At 64.1% G+C, this 14,415-nt stretch carries 13 protein-coding genes; 8 read left to right on the forward strand and 5 right to left on the reverse strand.

Features of this window, described 5'->3' with window-relative positions:
- Window positions 1–11 precede the first annotated feature (11 nt).
- Window positions 12–293 (forward strand): aminoglycoside phosphotransferase family protein, encoded by a 282-nt coding sequence (locus P8R42_08210; protein MDG2304629.1) that lies wholly within the window; start codon window positions 12–14, stop codon window positions 291–293.
- A 116-nt stretch (window positions 294–409) separates the two neighbouring features.
- Here the strand turns inward: P8R42_08210 and P8R42_08215 are convergent, their stop codons facing one another.
- The 3 genes from P8R42_08215 to P8R42_08225 all read right to left on the reverse strand — a co-directional run bounded on the left by P8R42_08215 (window position 410) and on the right by P8R42_08225 (window position 4,152).
- Window positions 410–1,681: an arylsulfotransferase family protein gene (locus P8R42_08215; protein MDG2304630.1), complete on the reverse strand. Its 1,272-nt coding sequence runs from the start codon at window positions 1,679–1,681 to the stop codon at window positions 410–412.
- On the reverse strand, window positions 1,678–2,457 hold the full coding sequence (locus P8R42_08220) for a glucose 1-dehydrogenase (GenBank protein MDG2304631.1): 780 nt from the start codon (window positions 2,455–2,457) through the stop codon (window positions 1,678–1,680). Before P8R42_08220 ends, P8R42_08215 begins: the two co-directional genes overlap by 4 nt.
- A gap of 300 nt (window positions 2,458–2,757) precedes the next feature.
- Window positions 2,758–4,152 carry a PhoH family protein gene (locus P8R42_08225; GenBank protein MDG2304632.1) on the reverse strand — a complete coding sequence of 465 codons (1,395 nt, stop codon included), beginning with the start codon at window positions 4,150–4,152 and terminating at the stop codon, window positions 2,758–2,760.
- 108 nt (window positions 4,153–4,260) lie between these two features.
- On the opposite strand from P8R42_08225, the gene P8R42_08230 reads away from it, so the two are divergent.
- The 6 genes from P8R42_08230 to P8R42_08255 all read left to right on the forward strand — a co-directional run bounded on the left by P8R42_08230 (window position 4,261) and on the right by P8R42_08255 (window position 7,974).
- Window positions 4,261–5,040 carry an SDR family NAD(P)-dependent oxidoreductase gene (locus P8R42_08230; GenBank protein ID MDG2304633.1) on the forward strand — a complete coding sequence of 260 codons (780 nt, stop codon included), beginning with the start codon at window positions 4,261–4,263 and terminating at the stop codon, window positions 5,038–5,040.
- Between the two features lie 73 nt (window positions 5,041–5,113).
- Entirely contained in the window at window positions 5,114–6,004 is an 891-nt protein-coding gene (locus tag P8R42_08235) for a TauD/TfdA family dioxygenase (GenBank protein MDG2304634.1), read from the forward strand.
- Between the two features lie 12 nt (window positions 6,005–6,016).
- Window positions 6,017–6,178, forward strand: a complete 162-nt coding sequence (locus P8R42_08240) for a hypothetical protein (GenBank protein ID MDG2304635.1) — start codon at window positions 6,017–6,019, stop codon at window positions 6,176–6,178.
- Window positions 6,179–6,271: 93 nt separating this feature from the next.
- On the forward strand, window positions 6,272–6,595 hold the full coding sequence (locus P8R42_08245) for a hypothetical protein (protein MDG2304636.1): 324 nt from the start codon (window positions 6,272–6,274) through the stop codon (window positions 6,593–6,595).
- A 300-nt stretch (window positions 6,596–6,895) separates the two neighbouring features.
- Window positions 6,896–7,717 (forward strand): sugar phosphate isomerase/epimerase, encoded by an 822-nt coding sequence (locus tag P8R42_08250; protein MDG2304637.1) that lies wholly within the window; start codon window positions 6,896–6,898, stop codon window positions 7,715–7,717.
- On the forward strand, window positions 7,714–7,974 hold the full coding sequence (locus P8R42_08255) for a hypothetical protein (GenBank protein ID MDG2304638.1): 261 nt from the start codon (window positions 7,714–7,716) through the stop codon (window positions 7,972–7,974). The genes P8R42_08250 and P8R42_08255 overlap by 4 nt, the downstream gene beginning before the upstream one ends.
- Window positions 7,975–8,903: 929 nt before the next feature.
- Here P8R42_08255 and P8R42_08260 read toward each other — a convergent pair.
- Both P8R42_08260 and P8R42_08265 read right to left on the reverse strand, forming a co-directional pair.
- Window positions 8,904–11,372 (reverse strand): TonB-dependent receptor, encoded by a 2,469-nt coding sequence (locus P8R42_08260; protein ID MDG2304639.1) that lies wholly within the window; start codon window positions 11,370–11,372, stop codon window positions 8,904–8,906.
- Between the two features lie 92 nt (window positions 11,373–11,464).
- Window positions 11,465–12,556 (reverse strand): AI-2E family transporter, encoded by a 1,092-nt coding sequence (locus P8R42_08265; GenBank protein MDG2304640.1) that lies wholly within the window; start codon window positions 12,554–12,556, stop codon window positions 11,465–11,467.
- Between the two features lie 255 nt (window positions 12,557–12,811).
- Between P8R42_08265 and P8R42_08270 the strand changes: the two genes are divergently transcribed.
- Window positions 12,812–14,353, forward strand: coding sequence for a hypothetical protein (locus P8R42_08270; protein ID MDG2304641.1), 1,542 nt, complete (start codon window positions 12,812–12,814; stop codon window positions 14,351–14,353).
- Window positions 14,354–14,415: the final 62 nt, after the last annotated feature.

A 14,415-nucleotide genomic window follows, 5' to 3' on the forward strand; every position in this document is an offset into this window, starting at 1 on the left:
GTCCCACGGCCTTGCAGGAACCCTACGAAGACGACTCCGCCTCGGTTCTGCTGGCCACCGACCTGCACGCCGGAAACGTGCTGTCCGCCGAACGCGAACCGTGGCTCGTGATCGACCCGAAACCGTTCGTCGGCGCCCCCGCCTACGACGCCACGCAACACCTTCTGAACTGCAAAGGACGCCTACGAACCGACCCGCTCGGGACGATCTCCCGTTTCGCCGCACTGCTCGACGTCGACGAACAACGCGTCCCCCGGTGGACGTTCGCCCGACTCGCCGCCGTCCCGGGGTAGGGACGTTGGTTAGTCACGGCCTGAAAGTTTAATCGACACAAAAGTGACGATTGGGATTCGGCCGAGACTACAGAACGTCCTCGCCTCGCCCCCTCGACTAAACAAATTCCGGGAGACTAACCAACGTCCCCTTTTACTTCTTTTACTTTTAGGGGGAGTTGGTCGATGAGGGGGCGGGGGAGGCGGGGCATGCGGTAGATGTTGGCGCGGTGGCGTTTGCCCTTGGTTTCGATGATGTCGGGGTTGAAGAAGTCCCAGACGATTTCGCCGGAGCGGGTGACCTCGAAAACGCGGCCCTTGCCGGATTCGACAACCAGGGTGTTGCCGTTCGGGAGACGCTCGGCGCTACCGCGGGTGGGGGTGTAGAGCGACGACTTGGGCTCTCCGCGGAGTTCCCACGTGAGGCTCTTCGTGTTCGGCGCGAGTTCGAGGACACGAGACCAGTGGCGGGCGCGCCCGTTGTCGAAGATCAACATGCGACCGTCCGACAAGAGGCTCGGGTGGTGCTGCGCGTCGAGGATCCCCGGGCCCCAGCTCCAGACGACGCGGGGCGGGTCGAGGTCGAGGACCGCGATGAGATCGAGTTCGCGAATCGAAACGAGGACGCTGCCCCGCCGCCCCACACCGGGGACGTCTCGATCGAGGAGTTCAATCGAGTTCGCGTGGAACACGTCGCCGTGGAACTGCTTGGCCCGATGGCGCTGGATCTTCTTCAATCGCGGCTTAGGAACCAGATCGGAGAAGAGGTCGGACAGGCGAACCTGTCGCTCGACCACGCCCTCGGGTGACAGAATCGTGATGTCGTTGTCGCGGATCAGATACTCGTCGCCATCGATCGACAGCTCGCGTCGCTCTTCGGTCAACACGTACACCCGACCGTCCTCGCCGATATCGAGATCGTGGTGAGGCCCGACAGGAACACTCCACAGAAGCTTCGAGTTCCAATCGAGCTTCTCGAGGCGTTCGTACTTGGCACTGCCGAACAGCGAACCGTCCGGCAGAAGCTCCACGAAGTCCCACGCGGCCGCACTCGGATCCGGCGCGCGCCACGTGTGCAAGATCCGCCCTTGCATGTCCATCAGGTGTGCGTCGTGGCGCGGACGCGACTTGTAGAGATTCAAACTACCGTAAGCGCGCTCCACGTCGTGCGTCACCACGCCGACCTTCTTCCCGGAACCGGCGAGCTCGACATCCGTCCATTCGGCGTAGCCGAGCGCCTCGAGCCGCTCGAGAGTTTCCCGCTTCACTTCGGACTTCGGCTCGGCGGTCGGAGGCCGGGGGTGAACGATCTCGTGCGTGTCTTCCGATGCCACCACGGACGCCGCGACACAGAGGAGCGACGTCACCAGCGTCGAGACGAACGCCAGTCCTGTACTTCCACGATTCACTCCGAGCCCGGCGCCGGGTAGCCCGCGATCAGCCCACCGTCAGCGACGAACTCGGACCCCGTCGAATACGAGCTCTCGTCCGACGCAAGAAAGAGCGCAAGGTTCGCGATCTCCTCCGGTCGCCCCGTCCGGCGGAGCGGCGCAAGCTTCTCGGTGTGCGCATCGAGAAGCGCGTGGATGTCCGCGGGATCGACACCTGCCGGGGTTCCCAAGTCCGTGCGGATGAAGCCGGGATGAATCGAGTTTACGCGGATCCCCTTCGGCGCCAGCTCCATCGCGGCGGCCTTCGTCATTCCCCGCACCGCCCACTTGCTCGCGACGTACGACAGAATCCCGTTCATCCCGATCATTCCATCGATCGACGAAACGTTGAGGATCGAACCACCGCCGGCCGCGGTCATCGGCTCGACGACGGCGCGCATGCCGAGGAACACCCCGATCTGATTCACGTCGATCACCCGGCGATAACTCTCGAGCGTCATCTGCTCCAGCGGGGCCGCTTCGGCGATCCCCGCGTTGTTCACGAGGACGTCGAGTCTTCCGAACGCTGCGGTCGTCGCCGCCACGGCGGTCGCCCACTCCTCTTCGCGCGTCACATCGAGGTGCTGATAGATCGCACCGGCTCCGATGTCGTCGGCGAGCGTGCCGCCCTCGTCGTCCCGCACGTCGCACACGACAACCTTCGCGCCCTCCGATACGAACAGGCGCGCCTCTGCCGCTCCCATGCCTCGCGAGCCACCGCTGATCAAGGCCACTTTTCCGTCGAGTCTATTCACGTGTTTTCCCCTTTCGGTTCGTCGCTCCCGCTCTTGTAACCGCTGCAGAACCCGCCCGCGATCGCTCGTCAGGCCCGACGCCGCCCGAACAAACGAATCGCCCGACGGTTCCCGCACCACCTCCTACCGCTCGGTGGTCAGCCGCTCCAGAAAGGCCTGGTCGTGGCTCACCAGGAGTGCGGCACCGTCGCCGTCGATCGAGATGGTTGGGGCTCGTCGAGCACGATGAGGTGCCGGCTGCGGGCCAACCCCACCTGGACCCGTGGGGGCCTGGCCGGCGTCGGCTAGCGGCGAGCGAGCCTACAGCAACGCGCTTGCACACTCCGCGAGAGGCGAGCGTTCGCACTTGTCGAGTGTCATGTGCGCGTACAGAGGCTGGCCGACCATTCGGCTGATCAGGTGACTCAGGCCGTTCGACGATTCGTCGAGATAGGGCTGATCGATCTGATGGATGTCACCGGTAAGGACGATCTTGGTGCCCTCGCCGGCTCGGGTGATGATTGTCTTGACCTCGAGCGGCGTGAGATTCTGCGCCTCATCAACGATGAAGAAGACGCGCGGAAGGCTCCGGCCTCGAATGTAGGAAAGAGGCGTCACGACCAGCTTGTCAGACTCGAGCATCTTCTGGATGCCGGCGCCCTTGTCTCCGTTCCCGCTCTCGTCGGAATCGTTCCGCAGCACGTTCAGGTTGTCGAACAGGGGCTGCATGTAGGGGTCGAGTTTCGCCGAGATGTCGCCCGGCAGGTAGCCAAGGTCACGATTGCCGAGGGCGACGACCGGACGCGCGAGCAAAATCTGCCGGTAGTTTCGCCGCTGCTCGAGCGCCGCGGCGAGCGCCAGAAGCGTCTTCCCGGTGCCCGCACGACCCGCCAGGGTCACGAGGGCGACGTCCGGATTCATCAACGCATCGATCGCGAACGACTGCTCGGCGTTCCTCGGGCGAATCCCGTAGACCGCGCGTTTCTCGACCCGTCGAAAACCACTCGCACCGTACGTGGCCAGAACCGACTTCGAACCGTTACGCAGGACGAAGGCTTCATTCGGAAGGGGCTCCTCGACTTCGGGCACATCTTCGGGCTGCACCCGGCCCGCATAGAACGCATCGATCTGCTCGGTGCGCATGTGCTCGACGGTCCGCTTGCCGGTGTAGAGCCGGTCGACCTGGGCGACCTTGTCGCGCGTGTAGTCCTGCGCGACGACCCCGAGTGCTCGAGCCTTCAGCCGCAGGTTCACGTCCTTCGACACCAACACGACCGAGCGCCCCGGCTCTTGCGCGCAAAGGCCCAACGCTACGGCGAGGATGCGGTGGTCCGGCGAGTCTCGCAGGAAGACCTCGCGCAGTTCCACCGAGGAACTCTGGTTCAGAATCACGCGCGCGCGCCCGAGTCCGTCACCGAGCGTCGCACCCTCGTCGGAGAGCACGTCTCCGGTGATTCCGTCGAGCTGCCGGACGAACGCGCGTGCCTGCGCGTTCAGATCTCCGTTGCCGCGCTTGAACCGGTCCAGTTCTTCGAGAACCGTGATCGGAATCGCGACGTCGTGTTCGTGGAACGCGAAGATGCAGCCGGCATCATGCAAGATCACGTTCGTATCGAGGACGAAGAGCTTGGTGGCGAACTCCGCCGCCGTCTCGCCCGCTCCAGCCGTCGGGTTACGGGCTTGCGTTCCCCCCGCACCACCACCGTCATCCAACATCCAGTTCCGGATTATCCCCCTCGCACAGCGCCCGTCAACGAACGGAAGGCGGGGAGATGCAGAAGTGACGATTAAACTTTTGGCCCAGATTAAAGTACGTCCCCATCCATGGCGGGTTCGATTAGGTTAAGTGATCGGGTTGCGGTCGTTACCGGGGCGTCGCGGGGGATTGGGAAGGCGCTTGCCGTGGGATTAGCCGCGGCCGGGGCGAAGGTCGTGTGTGCCGCGAGGAGTCGGGATGAGGCGCCGAATCCGGAAGGCCTGCCGGGGACGATCGAGGAAACAGTCCGGTCGATCGGGCAGAACGGCGGCACGGCGATCGCGGTTAGGTGCGACATCGGAGTCGAACGGGACATTGAGAAACTCGTCGCAGAAACGCTCTCGGCTTTCGGACGGTTGGACATCCTTCTCAACAATGCGATGACGCCGACGCGCGGTGCGTTCGATGCAATGACTGGCGACGAGTGGGATCGATCGATGCTGGTTAACGTGCGCAGTCTGTACGTGTCCTGCCGCGCCGTACTGCCGACGATGCGCGCCCAAGAAGCAGGCAGCATCATCAACATGTCCTCGGGCGCCGCGGATCCTTTCGTCGAAGGCATGCCGCCCGGTTTTCTCACTTACTCCGTCGCGAAGGCGGCGCTCGAACGCTTCAGTACCGCGCTGGCTCTGGAACTCGCACCGGACGGCATCGCAGTGAATGCCTTGCGGCCGGGGGCGGTGAAGACGGAGAAGAGCGAACGAGAGCTCGGCGCCGATTTCGATTGGACCGGCTGGGCCGCACCGGAGTCCGTCCTCCCCGCGACGCTCTTCCTCGCCGCGCAGGACGGCAGCGGTTTCACCGGAAAGATCGTGGACGCAACCGAGTTCGGCACGGCCTGGCCCTAGCGGACCGGCCCCTCCGGCATTCCCCGTTTGACGCAGGCCGCAGGTCGGGGAAGTCTCCGACGAGGAGGCAGCAATGGCACTGGATCACAAACCCGACCACGTCCCGGTCGTCGACCGAAACGTCGACTACGAGCACTTTCAGATCACGACTCTCAGCCCGCACCTCGGAGCCGAGATCCGCGGGCTCGATCTGTCTGCACCGCTCTCCGAGTCGCAGGACGCCGAGCTTCGCCGCGCCTTCCGCGACTGGTCGGTCCTCGTTTTCCCCGACCAGGAGCTCCTCCCCGAACACCACAAGGCACTGGGTCAGCTCTTCGGTGAACTCCACGTCCACCCACAGCTTCGTGGCTCAACCATGAAGCACCCCGAAGTCCTTCCGGTCGTCACGAACGAGCACTCCCCGTTCACTCCCGGCGACGGATGGCACACCGACGTCACCTGCGACGAAGTTCCCCCTCTCGGCTCGATGCTCTACGTTCGAGAGACGCCCTCCTGCGGCGGCGGCGACACTCTCTTTGCCAACATGTACGCCGCTTACGAGCTTCTCTCCGAGCCCATGAAGCAGTTCCTCGAAGGCCTCACCGCGATCCACGACGGCGCCGGCCCGTACTCGGAACAACAAACGCTCTTCGGCCTACCCAACCCCGAAGAGGGCTTCCCGCAGGCCGAACACCCGGTCGTCGTCTGCCACCCCGAGACCGGCCGAAAGGTGCTTTACGTGAACAGTGGGTTCACCACGCACATCGTGGGCCTCAGCAAGAGCGAGAGCCGCGGGATTCTCGATTTGCTCTTCCGCCACATCGAGTCCAACCCGAAGCTCTGGTGTCGCGTGCGCTGGACTCCGAACACTCTCACGTTCTGGGACAATCGCTGTACCCAGCACCATGCGATCTGGGACTACTTCCCCCACGCCCGCGTTGGCGGACGCGTCTCGATCCTCGGCAACGCCCGACCAACGGCCTGAGCGCGCCGCACGATGACGAATGCACGCGAGCGGAGCCTGCTCGCCTGGTACGTGCAGCAGGCGCCGCTGACCCAGGTCGGAGAACACCGCGCACTCGTCCACAGCGACGCGCACGCCGACTTGGCAGGATGCATCCAGGTTCTCCTGATGCATCCGTTCCACGCGCATCTCTAAGGCGTCGAACCTGCCGTCGATACGGAGCGGCAGCTCCAGAACCGCTCGAACCAGCAGGTCCTCGGCGATCTCCTCCGCGTCGACCCCGCGCCCGTGAACACACGGCGTGAACCCGGCAAGCGAACGTTCGGCAACTGCCGCTACTTCACCACCCCCATGACCGCCCTCCGGCGCACCCAATTCGAGAAGCCGCTCGATCGTGCGGCCATTCTCGCGCAGAAGCGAGATCCACTCCCCGTGCGGAAGATAGAACTCGATCTCACCCGCCGAATCGGTCCATTCGGTGCGATAGAGCCCAAGGTAGGGCCGCTGAAACGTTCGGGACAGCGGCGACACCTCGTCGTCGGGCAAGGAAGTGATCGCGAACGCGTGGTTCGTCACGAACACGAGCTCGGCACCCGGACGAAGAACGCGTGACGCCGAGGTCGAACTGCGCCTCCAGACGGCGCGCCGCCGCGAGTTGATTGGGCGTCGGATCGACTCCGACGACATCCCCACCGCGCCGCATCATCCAAGAGGACACGTACCCGGCCCCGCATCCGATCTCGATACACCGCTTGCCGGAGAGATCCGCCGGGAGGAGATTCACCTGCGCGTCCGGGATCTGCCAGATTCCCCAGTGCGGATCGCGGGAGGCCCAGCCCCGCTCGGCCGACTCGACATAACTTCTCAGCAAACGTCTGCCACGCGCGCGGCTTCCATATACGGTACCCTGTCATGAACCCGAAGCCACTCGCCGTGAACCTCTACAGTGTACGCAGAGAACTGATCCGCGACTTCGAGGGCACGCTCTTTCGAATCCGCGACATGGGCTACGTCGGCGTCGAGCCCATGGTATTCGGCGACTTCCCGCTGGACCTCCTCCCCCAAGACCTGCGAGTGCCCACCCCGAAGCCGGAGCGCTTTCGCGAACTGCTCGACGGTCTCGACCTCCGAACGGCGAGCCTTCACGGACCGCTCCCTGCAACCGGCGAGGGCGACTACGCCCTCGAGTTCGCGCAGGCCCTCGGCACCGATCAGCTGGTGCTCGCAAGCTTCATGGCCCTCCCGGACCTCGCGAATGCACACGCCGACGCCGACCTGCTCGCGCAGGCGATCGATCGCTTCAACGTGGCCGCGGAGTTTGCCGCGGAACAAGGCATTGCGCTCGGCTTCCACAACCATCACTTCGAATGGCTGGTCGATCTCGACGGCCGATATGCCTGGGATCTCTTCTGGGAAGGTGTCGACCCACGCGTGAACGTCGAACTCGACGTCTACTGGGCACAGACGGCGGGACGAGACCCGGTCGCCGAGATCGAGAAGCTGGGCAGCCGCGTCCGGCGCGTTCACCTGAAGGACGGCCCGTGCGTCCTCGGGGAACCGCAAGTCGCCGTGGGCGCGGGGATCGTCGACATCGAGGGCTGCGTTCGCGCGGCAACGAGCGTCGACTGGCATATCGTCGAACTCGACGACTGCGCGACCGACATCTTCGGAGCGCTCGAGGCAAGCGCGAACCATCTGATCGGGACAGGCCTCTCCCAGGGGCGCAACGCATGAAACCACTCCTCGCTCACCGCCCTTCTTGCGCAAGCCTGCTCCCTCGGAAGGGCGCACGACTCATCGCACTCCCGGTCGACGACGACACGCTCGCCAACGTGCGTAACAACGCAGAACCCAGCGGCGTTCTCGACAAGGTACGGATCCAGCTGCTCGGGGTGCCGCTCGAAATCCAGGCCTATGCCGGCATCCTCGCAACCCCCGGCGACGGCGGGTATCGCGACGAGACGCTCGGCCTGGCCGGCCAAGTCGACTAGGGCGCGTAGCACTTCACGTGCTTCCAGTTCGACTACGACTGGCGACGCGACAACATCGAGAACGCGCAGAAGCTGCACGAGTTCATCAAGGAGAAGCGGGAGTACGTCCGCCAGGAGTACAAACGGCGCTAAGGCATCGACAAGAAGGACATCAAGTTCGACATCGCAGCACACTCGATGGGCGAACTCATCACCCGGTACTTCCTGCGGTACCGCTCGGACGATCTCGGGCCGGGCGACGGCGTTCCGCCGCTGACCTGGGGGGGGGGGGGCGGAATACGTCGAGCGGGTGATCCTCATCCGCACGCCCAACGGAGGTTCGCCCGAGGCCCCCTCAGCCTCGTCGACGGCTATCGCGTGGGCCCGTTGCTTCCCGTGTTCCCGCCGGCACTTCGCGGCACGTTCCAGTCTTCCTACCAGTTGCTGCCGTGTCCCAGGTTCGACCTCGTGCAGTGGGACGGCGACCCCGCGCGACCCGCCGACGTGCTGAACCCCGAAGTGTGGGAGCGCCCCGGTTGGGGCCTCGCCGAGCCCGATCAAGCCGGCATACTCACCATCCTCGACGAAAGAATGGGCGGTCCGTGGAGACCGTCTCCCTACGTTCGTGCACCCACGCTAGCCACGCAACGAACAACGCCGTCGGGAACACGAAGAGAATCAACGCTCCGACGAAAAAAGCGGCCCAACCCTAAGCAACCCAGACCTCGAGAGGGCTCGACAACATCGAGGCAAACGGCCAACCGGTCACCACACACGTGACTGCCCCCCCCCAAAACGCGCCGATCCGGGCGCCGACCCGCGGGCGGCCCACGTCGGCGACGGCCAGAAAGAGCGGGGCGAGAGCGAACCAGGCAAGCCAGAAGGCCCCTACCGGAGGAAAACTCGCGGCGTAGAGCAGTCCCGAACGAGCCGCGAGAAATCCCTGCTTCTTAGAAATTGTAGCTCAGCTCCCCGCCGTAGACTCGAGGGGCCGCATAGGCACGAGTGACGATGCCGAACGTAGAGACGACCGCGGTCGCGTTGTTGAAATACTCGATGTCGAGAAGATTCCGCGCCCACAGCGCCACTTGCGCCCGGTCATCGAAGAAGTCGTAGGAAAGGCGCGCGTTCAGTAAGTTGTAGCCCCTCTGCGTCGCCTGCGGGACCTCGGGGCCGAGCCACTGCACGTCACTCTGATACGCCCACTCGATGCGCGGCGTGATCCAACCGTCCATTGGGCTTCCTTCGAGCCCCGGAAGCGCGGCCGAGTACTGCAGCGCGACGAAGGTCTGAAGGGGCGGCACGAACAACATGCGATCCCCGGAACGGTCGATCGTCTCGCCGTCGAGATCACTCAGGGCGTCGCTGAAGTCATCGTACTTCCCGTCGGTGTACCCGACGTTAGCGATGAGCATCAGGCCATCGGTCGGGCGCGTTTGCAACTCGACTTCGAAGCCCTGAATCGTCGCCTTTGCCGCGTTGTCGGTGACGCGAGCGATGGTGGGAACGCCGCTCGCATCCAACCCGGTGTCACGGATCTGCGTGACCTGGATGTCGTCATACTTCCCGTAGAAGAAGGACGTGTTGAGCGTCGCGCGCTGATCGAAGCCGATGAACTTGAAGCCGACCTCGAAGTTGTCGAGCGTCTCGGGGTCGTAGCCGAAGGCCGCACCCTCGCCCGCACCCGACCGGCCCGTGGCAACGCCGTTGAAGCCCCCCCCCTTGAAGCCGCGCGAGTACGTGAAGTAGCCCATCGTGTGATCGAGCGGCGTCTCGTCGAGGAGGTCTTCCGGCACGGTCATCGCGATGCTGCCCATCGGCGTCCACGCGGAGAACACCTTGTCGCCGCCTTCGTCCGCGAACTCCATGCCATCGCGCGGATCGATCTGCATGAACGTGAGCCCCTTCTTGTCCTGCGTGTAGCGCAGTCCACCCGTCAGGCTCATCCACTCGAGAACATCGTACGTCGCCTGCCCGAAGAGGGCCCAGGTCCAGTTCGAGATGTCCGTCGGTCCGTCGGTCAGCCGATCGAGCGCCGGCACGCCCTGACCCGGAGGCAGGACCCAGGTCGCGCGGTTGTCGAACCCGGTCTCCCAGAAGCCGAACGCGCCCGTGACGTAGTTCAAATCGCCACCCAGGACCGAGCCGTTCAGCTGCCCTTCCTGCATGATCTGCCGCTGGAAGCCCGGATCCCCGTCCTGGATCGACCCGCCCGCGCTCGAGAGCTGAACGATGTTGAATCGCGTCTGATCGACATCGAACCGAACGCGCGGCTTCTGCTCACGCCAGGACGTGATCGATTTCACCGAAATGTCGCCGAGCACGGGAACTTCGCCGACGTCCCACAGTGCCGTCATCCAGGTGCCGTAACTCTCGATGTCGGTCAGCGCGGAGATGTTCGCGTGTGTGTCGAAGGGCGTCGTCTCGGCGCAATCGTCGAAGTACTCCGGCGGGAGGAGTCCCTGGAGCGGAACGTCCTTGTTGACCACGATGCACTGCTGCGCGACGCCGTTGTTCGCATCCCGCGTCCAGGTTCCGGTCACATCGATGGTGACATCGTCGTGCGGCAGAAAGCGGAACGAGCCGAGCAGTGCGAGCGAGTTCTTTCCGTTCAGATTCTCGTTCCGAGTGGAGTTGAAGGAGTAGCCCGACGTATTCGTCGTCGCGAACGAGAACCGCGTGAAAAGCTTGTCTTCGAGCCATCCGCTACCAATCGGCACGTTCAAGGTGATTCGCGTGTCGACCCGGTTGAAGTTGCTCGGACGAACCATCACGAACCCGGCCATCTCGTTGTTGGGCTTCACGGTCGTGATGTTGATCGCACCACCAACTGTGTTCTTGCCAAAGAGGGTGCCCTGCGGCCCACGCAGAACCTCGATCTGCTGCACGTCGACGATGTCGACCAGGGTGCCGAACGAGCGCGGGAGGAAAACACCGTCGATGTACACACCGACGCCCGGGTCAAACGCGATCGCGGGCGCCGATGTGCCGACACCTCGAATACGAATCTGACTCGCACCGCCGGTGTTGTCCGTCTGAAAGCTGAGGTTCGGGACGAGTGTCTGAATGTCGTCGAGGCGCTGCACGCCGGATTCGCGCAGGGTCGTCTCGCTGAGCGCGGTGACCGACACGGGCGTGTCTTCGAGGAGCTCTTCGCGCTTTCTCGCCTGAACGACGATCTCCTCGACAGTCCGGATCTGGTGCCGGGACACGCCCGCGGCCTGCCCGGTCTTCTCCGCAGCCTCGACCTGCGCCGCTCCGACATCGACTTCGTCTTCGACACCGCCGATCACACCCGGGGTCTCGATCGATTCGACGTAACCCGACGGAGACTCCGGCGGTTCGGCCCAGGCGAGCGCCGCAGGTGCGACGAGCGAGCACGCGATGACCAGCGCAAGGGACTGTCGAGGGCTCTGCATGACGGCCTCTCCTCTTCGAGGGGCGGATTCCCCGGAACGGAGATCCGTTATCCTTCCTCGCCGGTCAAGAGCAGCCGAGCGGCGGACGGCGCTCAGAAGCCAAGGGGCGGCTGCGTGCGCGGCTGCGAGGTGTCCGTTTGTTCCAGCCAGCGCTCGTAGAGAACGAAACCCAGAGACAGCACGACAGCCCCCACGAAGAGCCCGATCAAGCCTGCGCCCATGAACCCGCCGATCGCGCCAAGGAAGATCACGATCGTGGGAACCGGTGCGCCGCGTCCGAGCAGAATGGGCTTCAGTACATTGTCGGCGGGCGTGACGAGGATGTTCCAACCGACGAACAGGACGCTCTCGAGAGTACCCGCCGTAGAGACGACGTAGACCGCGACCGGGATCGTCACGAGGGCAATCGGAAGCTGCACCACGCCCACAATCAGACAAACGAGCGTGAGCAGGCCGGCGGCCGGAACGCCGGCGACCAAGAAGCCCAGTCCCGCCAGGACGGCCTGGATGAGGGCCACACCGAGAATGCCGCGCGTCACGCTCTGAACGGTCCTCGCAGCGATGGCGGCGTATTCGGGCCCTTGCTTTCCGGCAAGCCGGCTCATGAATTGCCTTGCCGCTTCAGCCGCGTGCGCGTCGCGCGAGAGGAGAACTCCCGCGATGACGATGGACAAGAGGAACTGCACCAGCGTGAATCCCGTGCCGGCGGCGGTCGACAGGACCCAGGTCGCCGCCTCCCGTATCTGCGGTGTGAACTGTTGGAGGACCGCCTCGAGGTTCATCGACGCCTGCGCCCACACCCGGTGCAGTTGTTCACCGATGATCGGCCAGCTCGCGACGCCGTCCGGCGGGGGCGGGACGGCGAGAGAGCCCGCCTGCGCTTCATCCGCCAGCAGCTGAGCCCCCCCGACGAGACTGCCCGCCAACATCACGCTCGGCACGATCAGACTCGCTAATAGAAGCAGGGTGACCACCACGGCTGCCGCCGTCGATCGGCCCCCGAAACCCCCGACAATCCAGAGGAAAACCGGATATACGGCGATGGCGATGATCGCGCCCCAGGCCACCGCCATGAGGAACGGGGCCAGGATCCAAAAACAGGCCGCCGCGAGCAGCCCCAGGGCTCCCAGACGGATCGCAATGTCGATGACCCCGGACTGGAGGTCTTTCTGCTCGGGCTTCATTTCTGTCTCCTTGTGCCGGTTTCACTGGCGGAACCTGGAATCCGTAGTATAATCCACCCCAGCTTCGAGACCCGAACGGCGGGCTCGACCCCGAGCGGTTCGGGGCAAACGCGGCAAAAATCGCGTCGTTCCGAGCAGATAGAGTACCAAAATACGTCCAGTTTCAGTGAAAACTGCGTGCTGATCTGCTATCGGGCTTGGAGTTTTGCTGGAAAGTCTATTCTAAGGGGAATGCTTATGGAGAAGGAGGCGGAGATGAAGCTTAGGGGACCAACGTGGGCGTTGGTGGGGTTGGCCGCGGCTGGGTTCGTTGCCCTGTCGGCGTCGGCCTCGCTCGCGGTCAACAATATCTACGAGAGCGACTCGGGCCTGTCCGATGGGGAAAATGCGACTACTGCAGCGTCGGGTCCGAACCTGAACCCGAACGGCATCGGTCAGTTCCTGCTCGGCTCGTACTATGATGTGCGGGTGGTGGATGGTGACTCGCAGATCAACAACATCCAGATCATCAACACCAACACGAACAACACCAAACTTCCGACATGTGACGACGACGACCGGATCGACGGCGTGAACGGTGGCGGTAGTTGCTACGACCCGGACGGCGGCGTTCTTGCGAAGGTTCGCTTCCGCGAGTCGAAGACCTCCAAGGAGGTCTTGGACTTCGTCATCGCTCTTTCGTGCGGTGAGGTCTGGGCCGGGCGCCTTGCGCTGAACGGCACGACGGGCCTTCCCGAGATCTCCTCGTCGTTCCCGATCGTCACCAGCTTCGACGGTTCCTCGGTCACGACGACGCCGGCGTTCCGCGACAGCGCGCAGTCCTTCGCTCCGACGGGCCTCCCGACGGGCATCACTGTGGACGACATTCAGCGTGGACACTTCGAAGTGATCGCGATGGAGGCCCTCCCGTGTGAGCCGGACAGCGGCAAACTGAGCCTGGACGGCAACGTCTGGACGCGTGGTGATGAAGCGCCTTCGAACGCCATTGGCGGCGAGGTCTTCCTCGTTCGCGCGGGTGCCGGCGTTTCTCACGCCTACAACCTGACGGCGATTTCGCAGTTCGCGCTGTATGACCAAGGTACCCTTGCTCCGCCGAACATTTTCGGGGACAACGAGCCGAAGTTCACGGACTGCCTGGCCCTTGATCTGGCGGGTGCTGCTCTCACTGGCGACCAGTGTGTCGCGGGTGTGAACATGGCGCTTTCGAAGAGCCGCGTGGTCGCTCAGTACGACGTGGAAGACACCACCGCCGGCCGCACTCTGGTCGTGGTGACGTTCCCCGACAAGTACGAGAACTGCTCCGCAGCAAACGGAACGTGGACCGGCCCGACGACGGCCAACGGCCCGTTCGAATGTGGTTCGACCGAAGAGGTCACGTGCACGATCTATGATCGGCTCGAGAACTTCTTCGAAGAAGAGGAAGGCTTCATTTCTCCGAGCCCGACCGCTGGACGCTGCACTCTCGATCGTGAGGTCAACGTGATCCAGCTCGCGCAGTCCGCGGTGGATGCGGACGGCCGCGCCGACGTGGTCTTCGCGACCGGCAGCTTGCCGGCCGGCTCGTCGGGCTGGTTGGACCTCGACCTCGCTCGCAACCTGCTCGGCACCGTGATTCACAAGCAGGTCATCGGAGCGGGCGAGAACAATGTCCTGGGTATCTACATGGGCGGCTACCATGGTCTGCCGGCCGTGGGTCTGGTCATCCAGGAGTTCTTCAACGGGAGCGTCGGCGGCGTTTACGGCAACACCGTACCGCCTCTGTACGAGCAGACTCTGCTCCGTCCCGGCGAGAGCTGATTCACTTCAGCTAGGAACCGGTAAAAGGGGAGGCTCGCTCACGCGGGCCTCCCCTTTTTCTT

The sequence above is a fragment of the Candidatus Binatia bacterium genome (genome assembly GCA_029243485.1).
Taxonomy (GTDB): domain Bacteria; phylum Desulfobacterota; class Binatia; order UBA12015; family UBA12015; genus VGTG01.

What these genes read in the sequence shown, in the direction of transcription:
- P8R42_08255 (MDG2304638.1), top strand. Translation starts at nt 7,714, where the DNA reads ATGAAACCACTCCTCGCTCACCGCCCTTCTTGCGCAAGCCTGCTCCCT.
- P8R42_08260 (MDG2304639.1), bottom strand. Translation starts at nt 11,372, where the DNA reads ATGCAGAGCCCTCGACAGTCCCTTGCGCTGGTCATCGCGTGCTCGCTC.
- P8R42_08235 (MDG2304634.1), top strand. Translation starts at nt 5,114, where the DNA reads ATGGCACTGGATCACAAACCCGACCACGTCCCGGTCGTCGACCGAAAC.
- P8R42_08240 (MDG2304635.1), top strand. Translation starts at nt 6,017, where the DNA reads ATGACGAATGCACGCGAGCGGAGCCTGCTCGCCTGGTACGTGCAGCAG.
- P8R42_08270 (MDG2304641.1), top strand. Translation starts at nt 12,812, where the DNA reads ATGAAGCTTAGGGGACCAACGTGGGCGTTGGTGGGGTTGGCCGCGGCT.
- P8R42_08225 (MDG2304632.1), bottom strand. Translation starts at nt 4,152, where the DNA reads ATGTTGGATGACGGTGGTGGTGCGGGGGGAACGCAAGCCCGTAACCCG.
- P8R42_08230 (MDG2304633.1), top strand. Translation starts at nt 4,261, where the DNA reads ATGGCGGGTTCGATTAGGTTAAGTGATCGGGTTGCGGTCGTTACCGGG.
- P8R42_08265 (MDG2304640.1), bottom strand. Translation starts at nt 12,556, where the DNA reads ATGAAGCCCGAGCAGAAAGACCTCCAGTCCGGGGTCATCGACATTGCG.
- P8R42_08250 (MDG2304637.1), top strand. Translation starts at nt 6,896, where the DNA reads ATGAACCCGAAGCCACTCGCCGTGAACCTCTACAGTGTACGCAGAGAA.